Genomic DNA, 24140 nt, shown 5'->3' with positions numbered 1-24140 from the left:
TTCAGCTCGTTCAGCTGGTTCAGCTGGGCCCCCCGACGATACCGCCGCCCGGTTCCGCCGCCCGATGGGATACCTTCCCCCGCGTGATCGTCGTCGGTGGAGAAGCCCTGATCGACCTCGTGCCCGTGGCGCAGCCGCCGGGTGCGCTGGTGCCGCGGCCGGGCGGGGGGCCGTACAACACCGCGCTGGCGCTGGGCCGGCTCGGTGCGCAGGCCGCCTTCTGCTCCCGGGTCTCGGCGGACGGCTTCGGCGAGAGCCTGCTGGCCGGGCTGCGCGCGGCCGGGGTGGACCTCTCGCTGGTGCAGCGCGGGCCGGAGCCCACCACCCTCGCCGTGCCCTCGATCGCCCCGGACGGCTCGGCGGCGTACGGCTTCTACGTGGAAGGCACGGCCGACCGGCTGTTCACCCTGCCCCGGGCCCTCCCCGCGGGCACCCGGGCTCTGGCGCTCGGCACCTGCTCCCTCGCGCTGGAGCCGGGCGCGAGCGCGTACGAGGCCCTGCTGCGCCGGGAGTCCGGGCGCGGGCTGCTGACCCTGCTGGACCCCAACATCCGCCCGGCGCTGATCGCGGATCCGGCGGCGTACCGGGCCCGGTTCCTGGGCTGGCTGCCGTACGTCTCGGTCCTCAAGCTGTCGGAGGAGGACGCCCGGTGGCTGGGCGGGCGGATCGGCGACTGGCTGGCGGCCGGTCCTTCGGCGGTGGTGCTCACCCGGGGTGCGCAGGGGCTTGCGGTCCGGACCCGGGAGGGTGCGCAGTACGAGGTACCGGCCCGGCGGGTCGCGGTGGCGGACACGATCGGGGCGGGCGACACCGTCAACGCGGCCCTGCTGCACCGCCTGGCGGCCCTCCCGGCCGGGGACCCGGTGGACTGGCCGGGCGTCCTGTCCTACGCGGCCCACGCGGCGGCGCTGACCTGCACCCGGGCGGGCGCGGAGCCGCCGTACGCGGCGGAGCTCAGCGGATAGCGGCCCACAGGGTCCCGGCCACGGCGGGGGCGAACTCCTCGACCGGTCGCACCACTTCGGGGCCGGAGAAGTGCAGGAAGAACGCCCGCTGGAAGCAGGCCCCGAGCAGCAGCGCCGCGGCCGCCTCCGGATCGGCGTCGGGGCGCAGCCGCCCCCGCTCCAGCTCGCGGCGCAGCCGTCCGGCGAGGGCGTCGCGTACGACGTGGGGGCCGGTGCCGATCTCCTGGACGCCCTCGCGGTGCCGGGTCAGCAGGGCGGGCTCGGCGAAGAGCGAGGCGGCCATGGGCATGGCGTCGGCGTAGAAGAGCGAGGCGTGGCGGGCGATCGCGGCGAGCCCCTCCTCGACGGAGCGCTCGGCGTGGTCGCGGTCGAGCTCGGCCATGAGCGGCCCGGCGTTGGGGGTGCGCTCCATGAGGACGCGCACGAAGAGCTCTTCCTTGTTCGCGTAGTGCTTGTAGAGCGCCGCCTCGGAGCAGCCGGCCTCGCGGGCGATGGCCTTGGTGGTGGTGTTGGCGAGGCCGATCGTGCGCATGAGCTTCTCGGCGGCGTCGAGGAGCCGCTCGGGAGTGGGCCGGCTTGACTTCGGGGTGAGCATTCACTCACCCTAGCGGAAGAAGGGGTGAGTAAATGCTCACCCACCCTTGGACGCCCTGAACGGGAGCCGGCGATGAAACTGACGGTGTTCGGAGCCACGGGCGGCGTCGGCCGCGAGGTCGTACGGCAGGCCCTCGACGCGGGCCACGAGGTCACGGCGGTGGTCCGCGACCCCGCCCGGCTGGACGTTCCGGCCCACGAGCGCCTGGAGGTGGCCGTGGTGCGCGATCTGACGGACGAGGACGCCCTGGTCCCGGTCCTCACGGGCCGGTCGGCGGTGATCTCCGCACTGGGCGCGGCGAGCAACAAGCAGGCCCGGCTCACGCCGGTCACCGGGCCGGCGCTGCGGGCCATCGTCTCGGCGATGGACCGGGCGGGCGTGAGCCGCCTGGCGGCGGTGAGCGCGGCCCCGGTCGGCCCGGACGTCGCCACCGACGGGTTCGTGGCCCGGAGGATCTTCCTTCCCCTGCTGCGCCGGGCCCTGCGCGATCTGTACGCGGACCTGGCGGTCATGGAGGCGACGATCCGCGCGAGCGGCACCGAGTGGACGGTGATCCGCCCGCCCCGCCTCCTGAACAAGCCGCACACCGGCAGCTACCGCCGGGTCATCGGCGCCAACGTCCCGGACGCGCGCACGATCTCCCGCGCGGACGTGGCGGACGCCCTGCTGGTGTCGCTGACGGACCCGTCGACCGCGGGCCGCGCGGTGGGCGTGGCGGCCTGACCGACCCACCCCGCCGAGTCCTTGCCCGGGCGGCCCCCACGGGGGTGGAGCCGCCCGGGCATCGGCGGAAGGGCGGGTGGGGAGGAGCCCCGCAGGAACGCGGAGGGGACCCGGCCGGCGGCCGGGTCCCCTCCGTCGACGCACCGCGCAGCGGTCAGGCCTTGCGGGCCCGGGTCGTCGCCTTCTTGGCCGGGGCCGCGGCCTTCTTCGCCGGAGCCGCCGCCTTCTTGGCCGCGGTCCGCTTCGCGGCGGCCTTCTTCGGCGGGGCCACGAGCGACGCCGCATCGGAGACCCGCTCCGCCCCCAGGATGTCCCGCAGGAACTTGCCGGTGTGGCTCGCGCCCACCGAGGCGATCTGCTCCGGCGTGCCCTCGGCCACCACCAGGCCGCCCCCGTAGCCGCCCTCCGGGCCCATGTCGATGACCCAGTCCGCGGTCTTGACGACGTCCAGGTTGTGCTCGATGACGATCACCGAGTTCCCCTTGTCCACCAGCCCCGACAGCACCTTGATCAGCTTCGAGATGTCCTCGAAGTGCAGACCCGTCGTCGGCTCGTCCAGCACGTACACCGTCCGGCCCGTCGACCGCTTCTGCAGCTCCGAGGCCAGCTTCACGCGCTGCGCCTCACCACCCGAGAGCGTCGGCGCCGACTGGCCGAGGCGGACGTACCCCAGCCCCACCTCGTTGAGCGTCTTCAGGTGCCGCGCGATCGTCGGCACCGCCTCGAAGAAGTCCAGCGCCTCCTCGATCGGCATGTTCAGGACTTCGGCGATCGACTTGCCCTTGTAGTGGACCTCCAGCGTCTCCCGGTTGTACCGGTCGCCGTGGCAGACCTCGCACGGGACGTACACGTCCGGCAGGAAGTTCATCTCGATCTTGATCGTGCCGTCGCCGGAGCAGTTCTCGCACCGGCCGCCCTTCACGTTGAAGGAGAAGCGGCCCGGCAGGTAGCCGCGCACCTTCGCCTCCATCGTCTCCGCGAAGAGCTTGCGCACGTGGTCGAAGACGCCCGTGTACGTCGCCGGGTTGGACCGCGGGGTCCGGCCGATCGGCGACTGGTCGACATGCACGACCTTGTCGACGAGGTCGTCCCCGTCCACCCGCGTGTGCCGTCCCGGCACCGACCGGGCGCCGTTCAGCTCGCGCGCCAGGTGCGTGTACAGGATGTCGTTGACCAGCGTCGACTTGCCCGATCCCGACACGCCCGTGACCGCCGTGAGCACGCCCAGCGGGAAGGACACGTCGATGTCCCGCAGGTTGTTCTCCTTGGCGCCGTGGACGGTCAGCTTCCGGTCCCCGTTCACGGGCCGGCGGACGTCCGGGATCGCGATCGAGCGCTTGCCGGACAGGTACTGGCCCGTCATCGACTCGGGGTTCTTCAGCAGCTCCTTCAGCGAGCCGCTGTGCACGACCTTGCCGCCGTGCTCACCGGCGCCCGGGCCGATGTCCACGACCCAGTCGGCCACCTTGATGGTGTCCTCGTCGTGCTCGACGACGATGAGCGTGTTGCCCATGTCCCGCAGCCGCACCAGCGTCTCGATCAGCCGGTGGTTGTCCCGCTGGTGCAGGCCGATGGAGGGCTCGTCCAGTACGTACAGCACGCCCACGAGACCGGAGCCGATCTGCGTGGCCAGCCGGATGCGCTGGGCCTCGCCGCCCGACAGGGTGCCGGCGGCGCGGTTCAGCGAGAGGTAGTCCAGGCCGACGTCGACGAGGAAGCGCAGCCGCTCGTTGACCTCCTTCAGGACCCGCTCGGCGATCTTCTTGTCGCGGGCGTCGAGCCGCATCCGCCCCAGGAAGTCCGCGCACTCGCTGATCGACATCGCGGCGACCTCGGCGATGGACTTCTCCATCACCGTCACCGCGAGCACGATCGGCTTGAGCCGCGTGCCCTCACAGGTCGGACAGGGCACCTCGCGCATGTAGCCCTCGAAGCGCTCGCGGCTGGCGTCGCTCTCGGACTCGGCGTGCCGGCGCTTGACGAACGGCACGGCGCCCTCGAAGGCCGTCGTGTACGCCCGCTCGCGCCCGTACCGGTTGCGGTAGCGGACCTCGATCTGCGTCTTGTGCCCGTACAGCAGGGCCTTCTTCGCCCGCTGCGGCAGCCCGGCCCACGGGATGTCCGTACGGAAGCCCAGCTCCCCGGCGAGCGCGCCGATCAGCCGCTGGAAGTAGTCCTTGGTGTGGCCCAGGGACCACGGCGAGACCGCGCCCTCGTCGAGGGACTTGTCCTCGTCGGGGACGATCAGCTCGGGGTCCACCTCCATGCGCGTACCGATGCCGGTGCACTCGGGGCAGGCGCCGAAGGGAGAGTTGAAGGAGAAGGAGCGCGGCTCCAGCTCCTCGAAGGACAGGTCGTCGTACGGGCAGTAGAGGTGCTCGGAGTACATCCGCTCACGCTCGGGGTCGTCCTCGGCGAGGTCGACGAAGTCCAGGATCACCATGCCGCCGGAGAGGCCGAGGGCGGTCTCCACGGAGTCGGTGAGCCGGCGCTTGGCGCTCTCCTTGACGGTGAGGCGGTCGATGACCACCTCGATGGTGTGCTTCTCCTGCTTCTTCAGCGTGGGCGGCTCGGAGAGCTGGATGGTCTCCCCGTCCACCCGCGCCCGGCTGTAGCCCTTGGTCTGGAGGTCGGAGAAGAGGTCGACGAACTCGCCCTTGCGCTCGCGCACCAGCGGCGAGAGCACCTGGAAGCGGCTGCCCTCGGGGAGGGCGAGCACCTTGTCGACGATCGCCTGCGGCGACTGGCGAGAGATGGGGCGGCGGCACTCGGGGCAGTGGGGCTTGCCGATGCGCGCGAAGAGCAGGCGGAGGTAGTCGTAGACCTCGGTGATGGTGCCGACCGTCGAACGCGGGTTGCGCGAGGTCGACTTCTGGTCGATCGAGACGGCCGGCGAGAGCCCCTCGATGAAGTCCACGTCGGGCTTGTCCATCTGCCCCAGGAACTGGCGGGCGTACGACGAGAGCGACTCGACGTAGCGGCGCTGACCCTCGGCGAAGATCGTGTCGAAGGCCAGGGAGGACTTGCCCGAACCGGAGAGTCCGGTGAAGACGATGAGTGAGTCGCGGGGCAGGTCGAGCGAGACGTTCTTGAGGTTGTGCTCGCGAGCGCCACGAACGATGAGACGGTCGGTCACGCCGGTCCGCACCTTTCTTGAGAGAGCGGGGGCACGGGGCCCCCGACTGTCCAGCGTACGGGTGGCTGGGCGGGCGCCTCTGCGATGGAAAAGAGCTTGGACTTCGAGCGTATAGCACGCGCATTCGATTTACGGCACTCGGCAGACGGGTTCACCCGTTCGTGTGGCCGGGGGTCCGCGGCACTAGGCTCGGATCCATGACTGATCATGTGCACGACCTGCAATCTGTACGTGAAGCCACGGACCGAATGCTGACCGCTCTCGCGAAACTGGACAACGCGGCCCTGGCCGAAGAGTCACATCTGCCGGGCTGGACCCGAGGCCACGTGCTGGCCCACCTGGCGCGCAACGCGGACGCCCTCGTCAACGTCTTCGCCGGCCGCCCGATGTACGAGAGCGCCGAGGCCCGCGACTCCGACATCGAGCGCGACGCCCCGCGCCCGCTGGAGGTCCAGCTCGCCGACGTGCGCGCGACCCACGCCGGCTTCCTGGCGCAGACCGAGCGGGACCAGGACTGGTCGCGCACCGTCGAGCTGCGCAACGGGGTCACCGACCTGGCTTCGAACGTGCCGTTCCGCCGCCTCGTCGAGGTGGAGCTGCACCACGTCGACCTGAACATCGGCTACGAGCTCTCCGACCTCCCGCAGGAGTTCACCGCCCGCGAGATCGCCTTCCTCGCCGACCGCTGGTCCGGACGCCCGGAGGTGCCCCCGGTGACGCTCCGGCTCGAAGGCGACGGCGACGGCGACGCCCACGCCCATGCCGACTCCACCTGGCACACCGGCGGCACCGAGGGCGGCCCGGTCACCGTGCTCGGCACCGGAGCCGAGCTCCTCGGCTGGCTCGCCGGCCGCGGGGACCGGGGCGCACACCTCACTGTCGTCGGCGGCCCCCTCCCGGCCCTCCCCCCGCTCTAGGATCAGGACATGACGTACAGCGGAGCAGTCAAGGTCGGCGGTCCGGCCGACGTGCACGAACTTCCGGACCTGATGATTTCCAAGGTCGCGGTGGGCCCCATGAACAACAACGCGTACCTGCTGCGCTGCCGGGCCACCGACGAGCAGCTGCTGATCGACGCGGCCGCCGAGCCGGAGACCCTGCTGAACCTGATCGGTGACGACGGCATCGCCTCCGTCGTCACCACCCACCGGCACGGCGACCACTGGGGCGCGCTCGCGGAGGTCGTCGAGGCGACCGGCGCCCGTACGTACGCGGGCGTCCACGACGCCGAGGGCATCCCGGTGCCGACCGACGTACCGGTGGCGGACGGGGACACGGTCACGGTCGGTCGGGTCACGCTGACCGCCCGCCACCTGGTCGGCCACACCCCCGGCTCGATCGCCCTGATCTACGACGACCCGCACGGGCACGCGCACGTGTTCACCGGCGACTGCCTCTTCCCCGGCGGCGTCGGCAACACGTGGGGCGACCCGAAGGCCTTCGTCCAGCTGATCGACGACGTCCAGCACAAGCTCTTCGAGCAGCTGTCGGACGAGACCTGGGTCTACCCGGGACACGGCAACGACACCACGCTCGGCGCCGAGCGGCCGCACCTGGCCGAATGGCGCGAGCGCGGCTGGTAGCAGACGTACGGTCCGCCGCCGGTCAGAGCGGTCCCGGTCAACACCGCGACAGGAAGCACTCCTTCCGGTCGAAGATGACCGAACGCACGTCCTGGGGGTGTGGGGCGGGGTAGTTGCTGCACCATGCAACAAGACCCCTCCCCCGCCCTCCCCCGCCGCGCGGTCCACCGCCCGCCCTCGATGCTGCGGCTGGCGACGGCCTCGCTCGCCGGCACCGCCATCGAGTTCTACGACTTCTTCGTCTACGGCACGGCCGCCGCCCTCGTGCTCGGCCCGCTGTTCTTCCCGTCCTTCTCCCCGCTCGCCGGGACCCTCGCCGCCTTCGGCACCTTCGGCATCGGCTTCCTCGCCCGCCCCCTGGGCTCGGTGCTCTTCGGCCACATCGGCGACCGGTACGGCCGGCGCCCGGTCCTGCTGGGCTCCCTGCTCCTCACCGGCCTCGCCACGGTCGCCGTCGGCTGCGTGCCCACGTACGCGACGATCGGCATGGCGGCGCCCCTGCTCCTGCTCGTGCTGCGCTTCCTCCAGGGCCTCGGGCTCGGCGGCGAATGGGGCGGCGCGGTCCTGCTGACCGCCGAGCACGCCCCCGAGCAGCGGCGCGGGCTGTGGGCGAGCTTCCCGCAGGTCGGCCCGCCGGTGGGCTTCCTGCTGGCCAACGGCATGATCCTCACCCTGTCCGCGACGCTGACCGACGCGCAGTTCACGTCCTGGGGCTGGCGCGTGCCGTTCTGGGCGGCGGGCGTACTGGCCCTCGCCGGGCTGTGGCTGCGCCGCTCCGTGGAGGAGACCCCGCAGTTCCGCGCCCTGGCGGAGACCGGCCGGCGCTCCGACGCCCCGCTGTCCGAGGTCGTACGCGGGCACTGGCGGCTGGTCCTGCTGACCGGCGGGGCCCTGTCCGTCGGGTACGCGGTCTTCTACGCGGTCACCACCTGGTCCCTCGCGTACGCCACCGAGCACCTCAGGGTCGACCGCACGGTGATGCTGGCCTGCATCATGGCGGCCGTCGCGCTGAAGGCCCTGCTGACCCCGCTGGTGGCGGTGCTCGGCGACCGGTACGGCCGGCGTCCGCTCTGCCTGATCGGCAGCGCGATGTGCCTGGTGTGGATGTTCCCGTTCGTCGCGCTGCTGCGGACGGCGGACCCGCTGCTGATGACGCTGGGCTGCCTCGGCGGGCTGCTGGGCATGGTGACGATGTTCGCCGTGGTGGGCGCGTACGTGCCGGAGCTGTACGCCCCGCGGATCCGCTGCACGGGCGCGGCCGTGGGCTACAACCTGGGCGGGGTGCTGGGCGGGGCGCTGACCCCGATCGTGGCGACGGCGCTGGCGGGCGGCTCCGGTCCGCCCTGGGGCGTGGCCGTGTACCTGAGCGGGATCGCCCTGCTCAGCCTGGTCTGCTTCGCGCTGCTGCCGGAGACGAACCCGGCGGTCGTACGGGCGCGGGCGGGCGCGGACAAGGGAACGGGGGCGGCCGAAGCGGCCGCCCCCGCGTAGCCCCCGGGGGCCGCCGGTCACGCTGGTCCCTACGCGTCGATGCTCTCCGGGCGGGCGGCGGCCTCGGCGGCCGCCTGCTTCTTCGAGGCGATCAGGCTGGTGATCGTGGTGATCACGAGGACACCGCAGATGACGCCCAGGGAGACGGGGATCGAGACGACGGGGACGTCCAGCCCGGACTCGTGCAGGGCGTGCAGCACCAGCTTGACGCCGATGAAGCCGAGGATGATCGACAGGCCGTAGCTGAGGTGGACCAGCTTCTTGAGCAGGCCGCCGATGAGGAAGTACAGCTGGCGCAGGCCCATGAGGGCGAAGGCGTTGGCCGTGAACACGATGTACGGGTCCTGGGTGAGGCCGAAGATCGCGGGGATCGAGTCCAGGGCGAACAGCACGTCGGTGGTGCCGATGGCGAGCATGACGACCATCAACGGGGTCAGGACGCGCTTGCCGTTGTTCTCGATGAACAGCTTGGTGCCGTGGTACTTGTCGGCGACGCCGAACTTCTTCTCGACGGACTTGAGGAGGCGGTTCTCCTCGAACTCCTCCTCGTCCTCGTCCTTGCGCGCCTCCTGGATCAGCTTCCAGGCGGTGTAGATCAGGAAGGCGCCGAAGATGTAGAAGACCCACGAGAAGCTGGCGATGATCGCCGCGCCGGCGGCGATGAAGATCGCGCGCAGCACCAGGGCGATCAGCACGCCGACCAGCAGGACGCGCTGCTGGAGGTGGGAGGGCACCGCGAACTTCGCCATGATCAGGACGAAGACGAAGAGGTTGTCCACGCTCAGGGACTTCTCGGTGATGAAGCCCGCGAAGAACTCCTGCGAGGCCTGGCCGTTGCCGAAGAACCACAGGCCGAGGCCGAAGAGCGCGGCGAGCACGATCCAGACGACCGTCCAGATGCCCGCTTCCTTGATCGATACGTCGTGCGGTTTACGGCCGATGAAGAAATCGGCGCCGATCAGGATGCACAGACCGAGAATGGTCAGCACCCAGAGGGTCCACGAAACATCCACTGCTTATTCGCCTCCGGCAGATGGCTCAGCACACATGTCAGCGTCATCGCTGCCGGAGGTCTCTTCCACCCGGGCGGCCTGGAGGCCGTGGGCCGGCGCCCCGGGACCGACTGGTCCGTATTGACGGGTACGCCGTAGCAGGAAAGCAGGAATACTCCCCTCCGCGTGCCCAGGGTACCCGTCAGACCGGGGAAAGGTAAAGAGAAGACCAAGGGACGGTCATGGGCGGGCATCGCGCCGGGTGGCGGCGATCCGTTCCAGGGTCCGGTCCAGGACCCGGCTGCCCGCCGGCGGCAGGTCCGGCTCGAAGGTCCAGGCGTGGCCGACCCACGGATCGGCGAGGTGGTTGTCCGGCACCGGCGAGAGCCGCATCAGCGAGCGCCACAGCGGATCCAGCAGCGGCCCGTACGCCGAGGCCTCGTCCCGGTCCGCCACCATCAGCAGGTGCACGCCGACCGCCGGACCCTCGTCGGCCAGGTAGCGCAGGCGGGTGACGGCCCGGTCGTCGAACCCGTGCGGGAAGTCGTGCACGATCAGCAGCTGGTCGGCGAGGTCCACATCGGGCGGCAGGTCCTCGGGGGCTCCGGCCCGCACGGCCATCTGTACGAGGTCCACCCGGCGGGTCAGCGCCTCCAGGGTCCGGGTGACCCCGGAGGCCCCGGCGGCGGGCGGCCCGGCCAGCACCCCGGCCGCGACGAGCGGCGCCAGGGAGGCGGCCCCCGCCCCGGCCGCGTCGATGACGTGCACGGAGAACCGGTCGCCGGGGTGGACCGCGAGCAGCCGGACCGCGTGGGCGACGGCCATGTCCATGGCGGCCCGGCGCAGCCGGTCGGTGTCCATGGTCATCGCGGCCTCGGAGCCGGTGCGGCCGTTGTCGATCCACAGCCCGCGCTCCAGCGGGGCCCGCACCAGCATGGGGATGCGCAGGTCGGGCCGCTCGGGCAGGTGCAGGTCGCCGAGGCGCAGGGCCATCGGGGGCTCCTCGGGAACCCCGTGCCCGTGCCAGACGGGGTTGGCCCAGCGGGCGTACGGGGCCGGCAGCGCGGGCTCGACCACCTCGGACTCGGCGATCAGCTGGGCGAGGTCCCGGTCGAGCACGGCCTTGGCCTGGGCGACGAGCTCGTCGTGGCGGGCGCGGGCCGCGTCGCGGGCGGCGTTGCCGGAGCCCGCGAGGCGGTGGCGGGGGTCGGACAGCGCCTCGTCGAGCTCGCGGTCCATCCGGGACTCGGCGAAGTCGCAGGCGCTGCGGTAGGCGGCCACCGACCGGGCCAGGTCCTCGAACATGCCCCAGACCTGGTTGTAGAGCCGTTCCTCCAGGGACCAGCCGCTCGCGTCGCCCGCGACCGGGGCGGGGGGCCGGCCGGGCTGCGCGGGCTCGGCGGGCCGCGGCGCCGGTTCGGGCGGCTCGGTGGTGCTGCGCCGCCGCCGCGGGTGCACGTAGTTGAGTGTCGGTGCGTCGAGTGTCGGTGCGTCGAGTGTCGGTGCGTTGAGTGTCGGTGCGTCGAGTGCGGGTTCGTTCAGGGTCGGCGGGCCGTCGCCGGCGTCCCCGGACGCGGGGCCCGGCGTACCGGCGTACGGGGCTCCGGAGACCGGGACCGGCTCCGGCTGCCCGGGAGCCGCCGGGGCGGGCCCGTCCTGCGGCTGCGGAAGGCCGAGCGGGACCCCGGGGACGGCGCCGGTGGGCACGGGCGCGGTCGCGCGCGTGGCCTCGTCCCGCGCGGCCGCTCCCACGACGGCGACGGCCAGGGCGACGGCGGCCGGTGCGCCCAGCCCGGCGTCGGCCAGCAGCGCGCCGAGCCCGTCGGCATACCCCTGGCCCACCGCGCGGACCTTCCAGGCGCCCTGGCGCCGGTAGAGCTCCAGGGCCAGGACGGCGGTCTCGGCGTCCAGCCCGGTCAGCGTGTACCCGGCGAGTTCGGCGCCCTCCGGGTCGGCCACGGCCACGTACGACGCGGGGGCCGCGCCGAACCGCGCCGGGCCGCCGGGCGGCAGGACGAGGACCACCCCGAGCCGGTGCACGGCGGGCGCGACGGCGTCGAGGTCGACGGCGAAGCGGTGCTCGCCCGCCACAGCCCCCGGCACCTCCAGTCCGGGCAGGCTCCGGGCGCCGGGGTGGGCCACCGACTCGGGGCCGGCCAGCCGGCCGGCGTCATCGCAGGCCGAGGCCAGGGCCAGCACGGGCGTGCCCGCCGAGACCCTGATCTCCACCCGCGTCCGGGACAGGGGGTGGTTCTGCCCCCGGACCAGTTCGGCCGTCATCGTGCAGCCCTCCCCCGTGTTCTGTTCCGGCGCCGCTTACAGGTGCGGCAGGATCGACGGCATCAGGTCCTGGAAGGTCCGGCCGTTGGCCGGGTTGCCGAGGGCCGTCATCTGCCAGCCGCTGCCGACGCGCGACACCTTCGCCATGATCTGCGCGGTGTACTGACCGCCGCCGTCCAGCGTGTAGCGCGCCAGCTCCTGGCCGTTGGTCTCGTCGACGATGCGGCAGAACGCGTTCTGCACCTCCTGGAACGTCTGGCCGGTGAACGAGTTCACCGTGAAGACGATCTGGTCGATGTGCACCGGCACGCGCTGGAGGTCGACGAGGATCGACTCGTCGTCCCCGCCCTGGCCGGCGCCGCCGACGAGGTTGTCACCGGTGTGCCGGACCGAGCCGTCGTCGCTCTGCAGGTGGCGGAAGAACACCACGTCCACCGGCTGCTTGTCGGCGAAGAGCACCGCCGACGCGTCCAGGTCGATCTCCCGGGTCCGCGAGCCGAACAGTCCGCGGCGCTTGGCGGCCTGCCAGCCGAGGCCCATCCGGACCGCGGTCAGCGTGCCCCCGTCCTGCTTCTGCAGACTGATGGCCTGACCCTTGGTCATGTTGACCGTCACGCGCTGTCCCCTCTCCCTAGCCCGCCCCCGATGTGGGTGCGCATGTGTACCTGCGGCTGCCGCCAACCCTACTGACCGGCTCCGGGTCAGGCGAGGCCCGCTTCCCTCATCTGTCGCAGCTCCTTCTTCAGCTCGCCCACCTCGTCGCGGATCCGGGCCGCGACCTCGAACTGGAGCTCGGCGGCCGCTCCGCGCATCCGCTCGGTCATCTGCTCGATGAGCGCCGCCAGTTCCTCGGCCGGACGGTCCGTCAGCACGGCGGCGTCCTTAGCGGCCTTGGCCGCCTTGGCGCCCTTGACCGCCTTGCCGCCCACGGTGACCTGGCCCGCCTTGACCACGCCGAGCGCGGGCACGGGAGCCTTGGCGCCCTTGCCGTCCTTCCCCTGGCGGTACCCGGTGCCGAGCAGCTGTTCGGTGTCCAGCTCCTCGCGGGCGATGGTGGCGACGATGTCGTTGATCTTCTTGCGCAGCGGCTGCGGGTCGATCCCGTTCGCCGTGTTGTACGCGACCTGCTTCTCCCGGCGCCGGTTGGTCTCGTCGATCGCCTGGGCCATGGCCGGGGTGATGCTGTCCGCGTACATGTGGACCTGGCCCGAGACGTTGCGCGCCGCGCGGCCGATGGTCTGGATCAGGGAGGTCCCGGAGCGCAGGAAGCCCTGCTTGTCGGCGTCGAGGATCGCCACCAGCGAGACCTCGGGCAGGTCGAGGCCCTCGCGCAGCAGGTTGATGCCGACCAGGACGTCGTACTCGCCGGCGCGCAGCTCGCGCAGCAGCTCGATGCGGCGCAGCGTGTCGACGTCGCTGTGCAGGTAGCGCACCTGGATGCCGAGCTCCAGGAAGTAGTCCGTGAGGTCCTCGGCCATCTTCTTGGTGAGGGTGGTGACCAGGACGCGCTCGTCCTTCTCCACCCGCTGCCGGATCTCGTGGACCAGGTCGTCGATCTGCCCCTCGGTGGGCTTGACCACGACCTCGGGGTCGATGAGGCCGGTGGGGCGGATGATCTGCTCGACGAATCCGTCGCCGCGGGAGAGCTCGTACTTGCCGGGGGTCGCCGACAGGTAGACCGTCTGGCCGATCCGCTCCTGGAACTCCTCCCACTTCAGCGGCCGGTTGTCGAGCGCGGAGGGCAGCCGGAAGCCGTGGTCGACCAGGGTCCGCTTGCGCGAGGCGTCGCCCTCGTACATCGCGCCGATCTGCGGCACGGTGACGTGCGACTCGTCGATGACGAGGAGGAAGTCCTCGGGGAAGTAGTCGATGAGGGTGTTGGGCGCGGAGCCGCGCTCGCGGTCGTCCATGTGCAGCGAGTAGTTCTCGATGCCGGAGCAGGACCCGATCTGGCGCATCATCTCCAGGTCGTACGTGGTGCGCATGCGCAGCCGCTGGGCCTCCAGCATCTTGCCCTGCTTCTCCAGCTCGGCGAGGCGCTCGGCCAGCTCCGCCTCGATCCCGCGGACCGCCTTCTCCATGCGCTCGGGGCCGGCGACGTAGTGGCTGGCGGGGAAGACGTACAGCTCGCGGTCCTCGCTGATGACCTCGCCGGTCAGCGGGTGCAGCGTGGAGAGGGCCTCGATCTCGTCGCCGAACATCTCGATGCGGACGGCCAGTTCCTCGTAGACCGGGAAGATCTCGATGGTGTCGCCGCGCACGCGGAAGGTGCCGCGGGTGAAGGCCACGTCGTTGCGCGTGTACTGGATGTCGACGAAGCGGCGCAGCAGCTGGTCCCGGTCCATCTCCTCGCCGACCTTGAGGGGGACCATCCGGTCGACGTACTCCTGCGGGGTGCCGAGGCCGTAGATGCAGGACACGGAGGCGACGACGATCACATCGCGCCGGGTGAGGAGCGAGTTGGTCGCGGAGTGGCGCAGCCGCTCCACCTCCTCGTTGATCGAGGAGTCCTTCTCGATGTAGGTGTCCGACTGCGGTACGTACGCCTCGGGCTGGTAGTAGTCGTAGTACGAGACGAAGTACTCGACGGCGTTGTTCGGCAGGAGCTCGCGGAACTCGTTCGCCAGCTGGGCGGCGAGCGTCTTGTTCGGCGCCATCACCAGGGTCGGGCGCTGGAGCTTCTCGATCATCCAGGCGGTGGTCGCCGACTTGCCGGTGCCGGTCGCACCCAGCAGGACGACATCCTTCTCACCTGCACGGATGCGCTTTTCCAGCTCGGCGATGGCCGCCGGCTGGTCGCCGCTGGGCTGGTAGGGGCTGACGACCTCGAAAGGCGCCACCGTGCGTTCGATCTTCGATACGGGCCGCATGAGTCCACCGTACGACCCCCCACTGACACTCACGCAGCCGCGCGGGTCCGCGGCGGTCCGCGGTGGTCCGGCAGCTCCGGCCCGGCGTGTCCGGCGGACGGGGCGGAAGTCCTCCTTTCTGGTCCGTTTGTCGTAGTTCGGTGGCGGCCCGGTGATCTTCAACCGCATGATCGCCGTAGAGGTCCCCCGTGTAGTGCATCACCGCAACGTCTGCCAGTCCGCACGCGTCTGACGCAGGAACAGGGCTCCCGAAACGAGGAGAACGCACATGTACGTCCGACCCGCCGCCGCGGCCGCCGCCGCATTCCTGGGCTTCACCCTGACCCTGCTGGGCGGAACGGCCTCGTCCGCCGCCACCGGCCCCTCCGCCCCCTCCCCCTCCTCCCCCTTCGGCTCCGCGGGCCCCGCCGGCGCCCCGGGGCTGCTGGGCCCGGTCGTGTACGCCCACCGGGGGGCTTCGGCGTACGCCCCCGAGAACACGCTCGCGGCGATCGACCTCGCGATGCGGCTGGGCTTCGACTGGGTCGAGAACGACGTCCAGCGCACCAAGGACGGCGAGCTGGTCGTGGTCCACGACGACACCCTGGCCCGGACCACCGACGTCGAGCAGGCGTTCCCGGACCGGGGGCCCTGGAAGGTCAAGGACTTCACGGCGGCGGAGATCGCCACGCTCGACGCGGGCAGCTGGTTCGGCGAGGAGTTCGCGGGCGAGCGCGTGCCGACCCTGCGCGAGTACCTCGACCGGGTACAGCGCAACCGGCAGCGGCTGCTGCTGGAGGTCAAGAAGCCCGAGCTCTACCCCGGCATCGAGAAGCAGACCCTCCAGGTGCTGGACGAGACCGGCTGGCTCGACACGGACCACGTGCAGCGCCGCTTGGTCGTACAGAGCTTCAGTGCCGACTCCGTACGCCTCGTGCACGACATGCGCCCGGACCTCGTGACGGCCTTCCTGGGCACCCCGACCGTCGCCGACCTGCCGAAGTACGCCCAGTTCACGGACCGGATCAACCCGTGGCACACCACGATCTCGGCCGACTGGGTGGCGGCGGTGCACGGCCTGCTGGGAGCCCACGGCAAGGCGATGGAGGTGGACACCTGGATCGTCGACGACGCGGCGACGGCCCGGAAGGTGCAGGGGATGGGCGTGGACGGGATCATCACCAACGCCCCGGACGTCGTGTACCAGGCGGTGCTCGGATCCTTCGCGTACTAGGGGTGTCCGACCCTGCCCGTACCGTGGAGGGGTGGACAGCACCGAGCGGCCCCGCGGGCCGCACCTCGAATGGACCGTCGTCCCCAGCGACATCGGCCCCCTGCTCCTGGCCGCGACCCCGGAGGGTCTGGTCCGGGTCGAGTTCCATGCCGGGCCGGACCGGGTCGACCAGATGATCGGCTCCCTCGTCTCCCGGCTCGGCGCCGACGCCTGGCACCCGGCACCGGGCCGGGAAGTGCTGCTGGCCGAGCCGATACGCCAGCTGAAGGCGTACTTCGGGGGCACGCTCAAACGCTTCGAGCTGCCGCTGGACTGGCGGCTCAGCTCCGGCTTCAACCGGCAGGTGCTCCAGGAGCTGGACCGCTCGGTGCCGTACGGGGCGGTCGTCGGGTACGGGGAGCTCGCGGCCCGGGCCGGCCAGCCGGGCGCGGCCCAGGCCGTGGGCAACGCCATGGGGTCGAACCCGCTGCCGCTGGTGGTGGCCTGCCACCGGGTCGTGGAGAACGACGGCGGAATCGGGGGCTTCGGCGGCGGGGTGGAGACCAAGCGCACCCTGCTGGCCCTGGAGGGCGTCCTGCCCCAGCCCCTGTTCTGAGGGGTGCGTCCCCCGTTCCGTCCGGCCGTAAGGGGTGGGAAACTGCCGCGGTGACTACTGCCGCTGCCAATGCCTCCGGCCGCCCTGCGCCCGTACACCGCCCTGCGCCGCCGCGACGGGGGTGTACGGCATGACCGCGATACCCGGCACCGACCTCCCCACCACCCCGCCCGTGACCCCGGCCGACCTGCCCCGGCTCCAGCGCCGCGTCTCCGGCGTGCTGATCGCGAGCCAGATGCTGGGCGGCGTCGGCGTGCCGATCAGCATCGCCCTGGCCCCGGTCCTCGCGACGCAGGTCAGCGGCACCGAATCGCTGTCCGGCTTCGCCTCCACCGCCGCCGTGATCGGCACCGCGGCGGTCTCGCTCCCGCTCGCCGCCCTGATGACCGCGCGCGGCCGGCGACCGGGGCTGGTCCTCGGGTACGGGATCGGCGCCGTCGGCGCGGGCCTGGTGGTCCTCGCCGCGGCGATCAAGAACTTCCCGCTGCTGATGCTCGGCATGGCCGCCTTCGGAGCCGCCTCCTCCGCCAACCTCCAGGCCCGCTTCGCGGCTGCCGACCTCGCCGCCCCGGACCGCCGGGCCCGGGCCGTCGCCGTCGTCGTCTGGGCGTCGACCCTCGGCGCGGTGCTCGGCCCCAACCTCTCCGCCCCGGCCGGCCGCAGCTTCGCCGGTACCTCCATACCCGAGACGGCGGGCCCCTTCGTCTGGGCCGGCGCCGTCTTCGTCCTCACCGGCGCGATGATCGCCCTGTTCCTGCGGCCGGACCCGCTGCTGGCCGCCCGGGCGCTGGCCTCGCCCGCGGAGCAGGCCCGGGGCGGCCGCTCGCTGCGCGCCGGGTTCGCGGCCGTCAAGGCCTCCCCGCGGGCGCGGCTGGCCCTGGTCACCGTCGCGGTGTCACACACCGCCATGGTCTCGATCATGGTGATGACCCCGGTCGACCTGGGCCACCACGGCGCCACGCTGGAGCTCGTCGGCCTGGTGATCAGCGGTCACATCGCCGGCATGTTCGCCTTCTCCCCGGTCATGGGCTGGCTCGCGGACCGGGTCGGGCGGCTGGCCGTGATCGGCCTGGCGGCCGGTCTGCTGTCGGTGGCCGCCGTGCTCGCCGGCACCGCCGGGCCGAGCCACGCGCAGAGCGCGATCGGCCTGTTCCTGCTGGGTCTCGGCTGGTCCGCCGGCATGGTCTCCGGCTCGGCCCTGCTCACCGACTCGGTCCCGCAGGCCGCGCGGGCCGCCGTACAGGGCCTGAGCGACCTCACGATGAACACCTGCGCGGGCGTGGGCGGCGCGGCCGCCGGGCTGGTCATGTCCCACGCGGGCTACGGCTGGCTGAACGCGATCGGCGCGGCCCTGCTGCTGCCGATGGCGGCGCTGGCCCTGTTCACCGCGCGCCGGCACCCCGCCGCCCCTCCCGCCGCACCGGCCGCTAGTAACTGATGTGGTACGCCTTGCGCAGCGTCTCGTGCACGGTCCAGGTGGTCTTGTCGCCCTCCCTGAGCACGCAGGCGGAGCCGGGGCCCACCTCCAGGGTCTCGCCGCCCTCGACCTCGATGGTGGCGCGGCCGCTGACCACGACGAACAGCTCGTCGGCCTCGGTGTCGGTGACCACGCCGGGGGTGATCTGCCAGATGCCGCGGACCTGCGTGCCGTCGGAGGACTCCCACAGCACCTTGCCCGTCACGACGGGCTCGCCGGAGAGGATCTGACCGGGATCGAGGTCCTCGACCTCCAGTTCCGCGTCCGGTACGGATACGGCGAACGAGGCGGGACCGTGCTCACTGGTGCTCATGCCGAGTCACCCTAATCCGCCCGTCCGGCGCGTCGCGCTGACCACAACGTCCATGCTCCGCCCGCCGGACAGGTCAACCTGTCCAGCCGGTCCGCGCCCTCACGGCCGCCGGGCGCTGAGCACCGGCTGGTGGAATCCGGTGGCCTGGGCCGGGTGCCACACCGTGTCGGCGAACCCGGCCCGGCGCGCGTGGAACGCCGTCTCCTCCTCGGGCAGCGCCCAGTAGGTGGCCTTGGACGTCCGGGTGGCCCACGTCTCCCGGCCGGGCGCGCCGGACGGCAGCAGCTGGAACAGCTCCAGGTCGTACCGCTCCCCGTCCTCGTGCCACTCCCACAGCTGGAAGCTGATGGTCCGCCCGTCCGGGCCGGTCCGCACGTGCGGGGCGTCGCTCTGCGGCCGGGTCCGCCGCAGTTCGCCGTACGGGCGGGTCGAGAGCAGCAGCAGGCCGCCCGGGCGCAGCACCCGCAGGGTTTCGGCCAGGGCGGCGCCCACGTCGTCGGCCGTCAGGAGGTGCGGCAGGGCGTTGTCCGCGCACACGACCGCGTCGAACGAGCCGTCCCGGAAGGGCAGGGCCCGCATGTCCGCGGCGGCGGTGGACAGGGCGAGCCCGCGCGCTGCCGCCTCGCGGCCCGCCCGGGCGGCCGAGGGCGGGCTCAGGTCGGTCCCGGTGACCCGGTGGCCCGAAGCGGCCAGTCCGAGCGACTGCGTGCCGATCCCGCAGGCGTTGTCGAGCACACGGTGTGGGCCGGGGCCCAGGAAGGTGGTGAGCAGGGCGTTCAGTGCCCGGCCCTGGCGGGTGATGCCCGCGTCCCAGTCCGCGTACAGGAGGTCGTACCGGTCGGCGAGTTCGTCGTAGAAGGCGCGCGTGTCCCCGGAGTTCATGCGGGAACGCTACTCGGACACGTTCGGCAGCGGTGGGCGGGCGGGCGTTTGGGGGCGGGGATCGCGTGCCATGGATGGGACATGCACACATCACCCGAGGTCCCCGTCCTGTCCGAAGAGGTCCGCGAGGCGCTCGACCGGCGCCGTCCCGTCGTGGCCCTGGAGTCGACGATCATCGCGCACGGCCTGCCCCGCCCCCGCAATCTCGCCGTGGGCGCGGAACTTGAGGCGCTGGTGCGCGCCGAGGGTGCGGTTCCGGCCACGATCGCCGTCGTCGACGGCGTGGCGTACGCCGGTCTCGACAAGGCGCAGCTGGAGCGGATCGCCGGCGGCGAGGGGGTGCGCAAGCTCGGCCACCGGGATCTGGCGCCCGCGCTCGCCACGGGCGCGACCGGTGCGACGACCGTGTCCGCGACGGCGTTCCTGGCCGCGCGGGCCGGGCTGCGGGTGTTCGCCACGGGCGGGCTGGGCGGCGTACACCGCGAGTACGCGCAGACGCAGGACGAGTCGGCGGACCTGGCACTGCTGGCGCGGACCCGGATCACGGTGGTGTGTGCGGGGGTGAAGTCGATCCTGGACGTGCCGGCCACGCTCCAGCGGCTGGAGACGCTCGGGGTGGGGGTGGTGGGGTACGGGACGGAACGTTTCCCCGGGTTCTACCTGGCCAGTTCCGGCGAGCCGGTCGACTGGACCGTCCACCGCCCGGAGGAGGTGGCGGCGGTGATGGCTGCTCAGGATGCGCTCGGCGGCCCGGAATCGGCGCTGTTGGTGGCCAATCCGGTGGCGGAGGCGGAGCAGTTGGATCCGGCGCTGCACGACCGGGTCCTGGCCGAGGCCCTGGAGGAGTGCCACGCGCGCGGGATCATGGGGCAGGCGGTGACCCCGTTCCTGCTGGGGTTCCTGGTACGGGCGACGGGCGGGGCCTCGCTGGAGGCCAACCTGGCGGCGGTACGGGGCAACGTGGCGCTCGGGGCCAGGATCGCGGGGGCCTGGGCGGCGCGTCCGTGACGGGGCCCGCATCCGCCGCATCCGCCGCCAGCAGCGCGGCGGAGTCCGCCACGGACGCGCCGCCCGGGGCGCTGCTGGTCGTCGGGGACGTGGTGACGGACATCGTGGCGGTGCATCCGGAGCCGCTGACTCCGGCCACGGACACGGCCGCGCGGATCCGGACCCTGCCGGGCGGCGCCGGGGCCAACGCGGCCTGCTGGGCCGCCCACTCGGGGGTGTCGGAGGTACGCCTCCTGGCGCGGGTAGGCACCGAATCGGCCCGGTGGCACGAGCAGTGCCTGCGGGACTCGGGGGTGCGGCCGCGGCTGGTGATCGATCCGGCCGAGCCCACCGGGACGGTCGTGGCGCTGGTCGGCGAGGACGCCGAGCGCACCTTCCTCACCGACAGCGGCGCCGCGCTGCGGCTCACCCCGGAGGACTGGGCTCCGGCCCTGCTGGACGGGGCCGCCCATCTGCACCTGTCCGGCTACCTCTTCTTCGCCGACAGCAGCCGCGAGCTGGCCCTGGTCGCGCTGCGGGCGGCCCGGGCCCGGGGGGTGCCGGTGAGCGTGGACCCGGCCTCGGCGGGGTTCCTGGCCGGGCTGGGTCCGGAGCGCTTCCTCGATGCCGTGGCGGGGATCGGCGTACTGCTGCCCAACGAGGACGAGGCGCGGCTGCTGGCCGGGCTGCCGGAGCCGGCCGGGGCGGCCCGGGCGGCGGCGGAACTGAGCCGGCGGGTGCCGCTGGTGGTGGTCACCCGGGGTGCGGGCGGGGCGCTGGTGGCGGAGGGGGGCCGGGTGACCGCCGAGGTGTCCGCGGAGTCGGCCGAGGCGGTGGACTCGACGGGCGCAGGGGACGCGTTCACCGGCGGGTTCCTGGCGGCGCGGCTCGCGGGCGCGGCCCCGGCGGACGCGGCCCGCGCCGGGTGCCGCGCGGCCGCCCGGGCGGTGACCCGGCTGGGCGGGCGCCCGTAGGGGGTGCCCGCCGGTCGCCGGCGCCGCGTACGGGGAGCTACGAGATGTACTCCTCCTGGCCGAGGGTGTCGATCACGCCCGCCTTGTTCACGTTGTAGTGGAACACCAGGCCCTTGTTCGGGTGGGTTTCCAGCCACGAGGTGAGCTCGTGCGTGCTGATCGGCTTGTTCGTGGAGCCGGAGAGGATCGGGGCGTGGGCGCCGATCTTGGCGTCCTCGGCAATCGGAATGTAGGTCTCCTCGCCGACGGTCACGAAGGGGGTGGCACCGCCCGCGACGGGGCAGCCCCAGTGGCCGTGCTTGACGATCAGGCTGTATTGGCCGCCCTCGGGGGTGTAGCGGTAAACGGCGATCTCGTCCGGCGAGACCGCGTCCTTGGAGGCGCAGGCGGGTCCGGGTGCGGGCGGCTTCGGCTTGGCCGGAGGGGTCGCGGTGGGGGCCGGCTTCTTCGAGGGCGCCGCGGAGGTGGACGGTGCCGCTCCGCCGGGCGCGGCGGAGGAGGAGGCCGTGGCCGCCGGGCTCGCCTGGCTCGCGCCGGGGCCGGTACCGGCGGCGCCCGCGTCACCACCGTCGCCGTCGCCATTGCAGGCCGTCAGGGTCAGGGCTCCGCAGAGCACCAGCGCGGCGGCCGCGTGCCGCCGCAGCCGTCTCGGACCCCGAACCGCCGTACCACGTCCGCCCATTGCCGTCTCCCTCTGCCAAGGCGCCACCGGGGTGGCCGCCGTCGAAGCGTGCCGTCAACGTAGTGCGCGGCTGCGGCCGGGGGCGATGGCCGGATCTCGTTCGTCACCGGCCCGCGATGGCGTTGTTGCGGATCCCGTACGTCCGTGACGGGACGGGGGCGCGGAGGTCAGCCGGTGGGGCCGGTGAGACCGGTCCAGGCGGGGTGGCGGGGATCGTCGGCCCGGACCACCGCGTCGGCCCGGGCCGCGGGGTCGGTCTCCGCCTCGTACCGGGCGAAGGCGGGCAGGGTCCAGCGGGCGGACTCCTCGGTGCGGCGGGCCAGCGCCCCCGGGGAGAGCCGGATGTGCACGCTGAGGTCGAAGGGGAACCAGTGGCCCAGCAGCAGCGGGCCGTGCACGATCACGACGCCGCCCGGCGGGAGTTCGGTGTACGGGCTGCGGGTCGCCCGGTCGGTCGCCGGGTCCCAGAGGTCGGGCAGCACGCGGCCGGTGCCTCCGGGGTCGGTCGGGCCGAACACCTCGCGCCACAGGGCGGCGGTGTCGTACCAGCCGCCGAGGTAGGAGTCCACGTCCTCGCGGCCGAACTCGAAGCGGAGGGAGGCCGGGCGCAGGAACCCCCCGGCCGGGACGACCAGGACCGGGCGGCCGCGCAGGCGCAGCGCGTCGGCAAGGTGGCCGGCGAGTACGCCGGTGCCGGCGGCGGGCGCGCCGTCGACGCCCACCCGCTGCCACGTTCCCCGCTCTGCCGGCGACTTGTGTTCGTCGAGGTGGCCGGCGAGCCGCTCGGCCATCCGCTGCCATGTGATCGCTTCCAGCTGCACGGGCCCATTGTCAGTGGTGGGCCGTAGCGTTTTTCACGAGGGATCACCGGCGGGAAAGAGCCGTTGGCCCGGCCTTGGGGAGGGGTCTGTCATGGCTCGCGAGACGACGTATCTGGAGCTGTCGCAAGAGGGCGGCGGGGCGCACAAGTTCTACGAGGTGACCGTGGACGGCACGGCCGTCTCGGTGCGGTACGGGCGCATCGGCGCGGACGGCCAGCTGCAGAGCTCCTCGTTCCCGACCGTCGAGAAGGCCCGGGCGGCGGCCGCCAAGAAGATCGGCGAGAAGGTCCGCAAGGGGTACGCGCCGGCGGTGGCGGGAGCGCGCGCGGCCCGGGCGGTGTCGCGCCGGCAGGTCACGTCGGCGCCGTCGACGGCGCGTGCGGTGGCCCCGGTGCTGTGGCGGTTCCGTACGGGCTCCTCGGCGTTCGGGATCCATGTGGACGAGGACCGCTGCTGGGTGGGGAACCAGGCGGGGGACGTCTACACGCTGAGCCACGGGGGCGAGGTGCTGGCCCGGTACTCGCTGCCGGACGGTGTGAAATGCCTGGTGGCGGACGAGTTCTGGATATACGCGGGCTGTGACGACGGCACGGTGTACGACCTGTCGTCGAAGGTGCCCTTCGGCGCCTACGACATCGCGGCGGACGTGGACATCTTCTGGCTCGACATCCACGAGGGCGTGCTGAGCGTGTCCGACCGCAGCGGCGGGCTGACGGTCATCGACCACGAGGACGAATTCCAGTGGTCGCGGCGCTCGCCGGGGTCGAACGCGTGGATGGTCCGGGCGGATGAGCGCTCGGTCTACCACGGGCACAGCACGGGTGTGACGGCGTACGCGGCCGACGGCGGGGCGCAGTTGTGGCACACGCCGACCAAGGGCTCGGTGCTGTTCGGCTGGCAGGAGGACCGCACGGTCTATGCCGCCACCGGGCGCCACACCGTGCAGCGGCTGGCGAAGGCGACGGGCGCCGTGGAGGCCTCGTACCAGTGCGATGCCGCCGTGTACGCGTGCGCGACCTCGCCGGACGGCCGGCATGTGTTCGCCGCCGACTATGCCTCCTCGGTGTACTGCTTCGACGCCGACGGGCAGCGGCTGTGGAAGCTGGGCACCGGCGCTGGTTCGGCCCTGTCCATGCAGTATCTGGACGAGCGGCTGTACCTGGTCACCACGGACGGGTCCCTGATCTGCATGGACGCCAGCGAGGCGGCGATCCTCGCGGCCCAGCGGGGCTCGGTCCCGACGGCCGTGGACGTGAAGTCGGCTGCCGCGCTGCCGGTGTTCACCCCGGCGGCCTCCGCTTCGGCGGTCGCGACCGTCTCGGTGGCGGCGGCCCCGGCGGGCGGTGTGGTGGTGGAGTGCGTGCAGCAGGGCGGCCGGATGCGGGTGCAGGTGGTGTCGGGCGGATTCGAGCCCTCGTGGAACGTGCAGTTCCCGCGCGGGATCCGGGAGCCGGGTGCCCGGTACGTGGTCGACGGGCTGCACGCGGCCTCGGGCGGGTTCTACCGGGTGCGTGGGGAGATACGCCGCCTGGTCTGAGCGAGAGGGTCCGCTGCGGGCCGG

Annotated in this window: 21 protein-coding genes; 11 read left to right on the top strand and 10 right to left on the bottom strand. The window is 72.7% G+C overall.

Annotation, left to right across the window (positions count from 1 at the left end):
• Positions 1 to 83 precede the first annotated feature (83 nt).
• The gene (locus IF02_RS0124345) at positions 84 to 965 is read left to right on the top strand and encodes a carbohydrate kinase family protein (protein WP_030160328.1); all 882 of its coding nucleotides are present in this window, start codon (positions 84 to 86) and stop codon (positions 963 to 965) included.
• Here the strand turns inward: IF02_RS0124345 and IF02_RS0124340 are convergent.
• The gene (locus IF02_RS0124340; protein ID WP_030160326.1) at positions 955 to 1560 is read right to left on the bottom strand and encodes a TetR/AcrR family transcriptional regulator; all 606 of its coding nucleotides are present in this window, start codon (positions 1558 to 1560) and stop codon (positions 955 to 957) included. The two genes, IF02_RS0124345 and IF02_RS0124340, sit on opposite strands and share 11 nt — an antisense overlap.
• A 72-nt stretch (positions 1561 to 1632) precedes the next feature.
• Between IF02_RS0124340 and IF02_RS0124335 the strand changes: the two genes are divergently transcribed.
• Positions 1633 to 2283 carry an NAD(P)-dependent oxidoreductase gene (locus IF02_RS0124335; protein WP_030160324.1) on the top strand — a complete coding sequence of 217 codons (651 nt, stop codon included), beginning with the start codon at positions 1633 to 1635 and terminating at the stop codon, positions 2281 to 2283.
• 154 nt (positions 2284 to 2437) lie between these two features.
• On the opposite strand, the gene uvrA is transcribed toward IF02_RS0124335, so the two are convergent.
• Positions 2438 to 5419, bottom strand: coding sequence for an excinuclease ABC subunit UvrA (gene uvrA, locus IF02_RS0124330; RefSeq protein WP_030160322.1), 2982 nt, complete (start codon positions 5417 to 5419; stop codon positions 2438 to 2440).
• A gap of 197 nt (positions 5420 to 5616) precedes the next feature.
• Here uvrA and IF02_RS0124325 point away from each other — a divergent pair, with 197 nt between their 5' ends.
• From IF02_RS0124325 to IF02_RS0124315, 3 genes are all read left to right on the top strand, one after another.
• Positions 5617 to 6336, top strand: a complete 720-nt coding sequence (locus IF02_RS0124325) for a maleylpyruvate isomerase family mycothiol-dependent enzyme (RefSeq protein ID WP_030160320.1) — start codon at positions 5617 to 5619, stop codon at positions 6334 to 6336.
• A gap of 9 nt (positions 6337 to 6345) precedes the next feature.
• Entirely contained in the window at positions 6346 to 7002 is a 657-nt protein-coding gene (locus tag IF02_RS0124320; RefSeq protein ID WP_030160318.1) for an MBL fold metallo-hydrolase, read from the top strand.
• A gap of 123 nt (positions 7003 to 7125) precedes the next feature.
• Positions 7126 to 8493: an MFS transporter gene (locus IF02_RS0124315; protein ID WP_420708201.1), complete on the top strand. Its 1368-nt coding sequence runs from the start codon at positions 7126 to 7128 to the stop codon at positions 8491 to 8493.
• 29 nt (positions 8494 to 8522) lie between these two features.
• Here IF02_RS0124315 and IF02_RS0124310 read toward each other — a convergent pair whose 3' ends face one another.
• The 4 genes from IF02_RS0124310 to uvrB all read right to left on the bottom strand — a co-directional run bounded on the left by IF02_RS0124310 (position 8523) and on the right by uvrB (position 14635).
• On the bottom strand, positions 8523 to 9506 hold the full coding sequence (locus IF02_RS0124310; protein WP_030160314.1) for a TerC family protein: 984 nt from the start codon (positions 9504 to 9506) through the stop codon (positions 8523 to 8525).
• A gap of 219 nt (positions 9507 to 9725) precedes the next feature.
• Entirely contained in the window at positions 9726 to 11765 is a 2040-nt protein-coding gene (locus IF02_RS0124305; protein WP_030160312.1) for a TerD family protein, read from the bottom strand.
• Between the two features lie 36 nt (positions 11766 to 11801).
• On the bottom strand, positions 11802 to 12380 hold the full coding sequence (locus tag IF02_RS0124300) for a TerD family protein (RefSeq protein ID WP_030160310.1): 579 nt from the start codon (positions 12378 to 12380) through the stop codon (positions 11802 to 11804).
• An 86-nt stretch (positions 12381 to 12466) separates the two neighbouring features.
• On the bottom strand, positions 12467 to 14635 hold the full coding sequence (gene uvrB, locus IF02_RS0124295) for an excinuclease ABC subunit UvrB (RefSeq protein ID WP_030160308.1): 2169 nt from the start codon (positions 14633 to 14635) through the stop codon (positions 12467 to 12469).
• Between the two features lie 268 nt (positions 14636 to 14903).
• On the opposite strand from uvrB, the gene IF02_RS0124290 reads away from it, so the two are divergent.
• The 3 genes from IF02_RS0124290 (at position 14904) to IF02_RS0124280 (ending at position 17881) form a co-directional block, all read left to right on the top strand.
• Positions 14904 to 15848 carry a glycerophosphodiester phosphodiesterase gene (locus tag IF02_RS0124290; protein WP_030160306.1) on the top strand — a complete coding sequence of 315 codons (945 nt, stop codon included), beginning with the start codon at positions 14904 to 14906 and terminating at the stop codon, positions 15846 to 15848.
• A gap of 31 nt (positions 15849 to 15879) precedes the next feature.
• On the top strand, positions 15880 to 16443 hold the full coding sequence (locus IF02_RS0124285; protein ID WP_030160304.1) for a methylated-DNA--[protein]-cysteine S-methyltransferase: 564 nt from the start codon (positions 15880 to 15882) through the stop codon (positions 16441 to 16443).
• A gap of 130 nt (positions 16444 to 16573) precedes the next feature.
• On the top strand, positions 16574 to 17881 hold the full coding sequence (locus tag IF02_RS0124280; protein ID WP_030160302.1) for an MFS transporter: 1308 nt from the start codon (positions 16574 to 16576) through the stop codon (positions 17879 to 17881).
• Here IF02_RS0124280 and IF02_RS0124275 read toward each other — a convergent pair.
• The gene (locus tag IF02_RS0124275; RefSeq protein ID WP_030160299.1) at positions 17871 to 18233 is read right to left on the bottom strand and encodes a cupin domain-containing protein; all 363 of its coding nucleotides are present in this window, start codon (positions 18231 to 18233) and stop codon (positions 17871 to 17873) included. The two genes, IF02_RS0124280 and IF02_RS0124275, sit on opposite strands and share 11 nt — an antisense overlap.
• A 99-nt stretch (positions 18234 to 18332) precedes the next feature.
• Complete coding sequence (locus IF02_RS0124270) at positions 18333 to 19115, bottom strand: class I SAM-dependent methyltransferase (RefSeq protein ID WP_030160298.1); 783 nt, start codon at positions 19113 to 19115, stop codon at positions 18333 to 18335.
• Positions 19116 to 19196: 81 nt separating this feature from the next.
• Between IF02_RS0124270 and IF02_RS0124265 the strand changes: the two genes are divergently transcribed.
• Together IF02_RS0124265 and IF02_RS0124260 are read left to right on the top strand one after the other, a co-directional pair.
• Entirely contained in the window at positions 19197 to 20123 is a 927-nt protein-coding gene (locus IF02_RS0124265) for a pseudouridine-5'-phosphate glycosidase (RefSeq protein ID WP_030160297.1), read from the top strand.
• Positions 20120 to 21076 (top strand): PfkB family carbohydrate kinase, encoded by a 957-nt coding sequence (locus IF02_RS0124260; protein ID WP_078622292.1) that lies wholly within the window; start codon positions 20120 to 20122, stop codon positions 21074 to 21076. Before IF02_RS0124265 ends, IF02_RS0124260 begins: the two co-directional genes overlap by 4 nt.
• 37 nt (positions 21077 to 21113) lie before the next feature.
• Here IF02_RS0124260 and IF02_RS0124255 read toward each other — a convergent pair whose 3' ends face one another.
• Together IF02_RS0124255 and IF02_RS0124250 are read right to left on the bottom strand one after the other, a co-directional pair.
• Positions 21114 to 21758, bottom strand: a complete 645-nt coding sequence (locus IF02_RS0124255) for a hypothetical protein (RefSeq protein WP_030160295.1) — start codon at positions 21756 to 21758, stop codon at positions 21114 to 21116.
• A 167-nt stretch (positions 21759 to 21925) separates the two neighbouring features.
• The gene (locus IF02_RS0124250) at positions 21926 to 22579 is read right to left on the bottom strand and encodes a uridine kinase (protein WP_030160294.1); all 654 of its coding nucleotides are present in this window, start codon (positions 22577 to 22579) and stop codon (positions 21926 to 21928) included.
• A gap of 91 nt (positions 22580 to 22670) precedes the next feature.
• On the opposite strand from IF02_RS0124250, the gene IF02_RS0124245 reads away from it, so the two are divergent.
• Positions 22671 to 24116 (top strand): WGR domain-containing protein, encoded by a 1446-nt coding sequence (locus tag IF02_RS0124245; RefSeq protein ID WP_030160293.1) that lies wholly within the window; start codon positions 22671 to 22673, stop codon positions 24114 to 24116.
• The last annotated feature ends 24 nt before the right edge of the window (positions 24117 to 24140 follow it).

It is taken from the genome of Streptomyces sp. NRRL S-244, from assembly GCF_000717915.1.
GTDB lineage: Bacteria > Actinomycetota > Actinomycetes > Streptomycetales > Streptomycetaceae > Streptomyces.
The sequence above is the reverse complement of the archived record's forward strand: the minus strand, read 5'-3'. Positions and strand labels throughout refer to the sequence as shown.

What these genes read in the sequence shown, in the direction of transcription:
- uvrB (WP_030160308.1), bottom strand. Translation starts at nt 14,635, where the DNA reads ATGCGGCCCGTATCGAAGATCGAACGCACGGTGGCGCCTTTCGAGGTC.
- IF02_RS0124290 (WP_030160306.1), top strand. Translation starts at nt 14,904, where the DNA reads ATGTACGTCCGACCCGCCGCCGCGGCCGCCGCCGCATTCCTGGGCTTC.
- IF02_RS0124325 (WP_030160320.1), top strand. Translation starts at nt 5,617, where the DNA reads ATGACTGATCATGTGCACGACCTGCAATCTGTACGTGAAGCCACGGAC.
- IF02_RS0124245 (WP_030160293.1), top strand. Translation starts at nt 22,671, where the DNA reads ATGGCTCGCGAGACGACGTATCTGGAGCTGTCGCAAGAGGGCGGCGGG.
- IF02_RS0124255 (WP_030160295.1), bottom strand. Translation starts at nt 21,758, where the DNA reads ATGGGCGGACGTGGTACGGCGGTTCGGGGTCCGAGACGGCTGCGGCGG.
- IF02_RS0124335 (WP_030160324.1), top strand. Translation starts at nt 1,633, where the DNA reads ATGAAACTGACGGTGTTCGGAGCCACGGGCGGCGTCGGCCGCGAGGTC.
- IF02_RS0124275 (WP_030160299.1), bottom strand. Translation starts at nt 18,233, where the DNA reads ATGAGCACCAGTGAGCACGGTCCCGCCTCGTTCGCCGTATCCGTACCG.
- IF02_RS0124270 (WP_030160298.1), bottom strand. Translation starts at nt 19,115, where the DNA reads ATGAACTCCGGGGACACGCGCGCCTTCTACGACGAACTCGCCGACCGG.
- IF02_RS0124280 (WP_030160302.1), top strand. Translation starts at nt 16,574, where the DNA reads ATGACCGCGATACCCGGCACCGACCTCCCCACCACCCCGCCCGTGACC.
- IF02_RS0124315 (WP_420708201.1), top strand. Translation starts at nt 7,126, where the DNA reads ATGCAACAAGACCCCTCCCCCGCCCTCCCCCGCCGCGCGGTCCACCGC.
- IF02_RS0124340 (WP_030160326.1), bottom strand. Translation starts at nt 1,560, where the DNA reads ATGCTCACCCCGAAGTCAAGCCGGCCCACTCCCGAGCGGCTCCTCGAC.
- IF02_RS0124305 (WP_030160312.1), bottom strand. Translation starts at nt 11,765, where the DNA reads ATGACGGCCGAACTGGTCCGGGGGCAGAACCACCCCCTGTCCCGGACG.
- IF02_RS0124320 (WP_030160318.1), top strand. Translation starts at nt 6,346, where the DNA reads ATGACGTACAGCGGAGCAGTCAAGGTCGGCGGTCCGGCCGACGTGCAC.
- IF02_RS0124265 (WP_030160297.1), top strand. Translation starts at nt 19,197, where the DNA reads ATGCACACATCACCCGAGGTCCCCGTCCTGTCCGAAGAGGTCCGCGAG.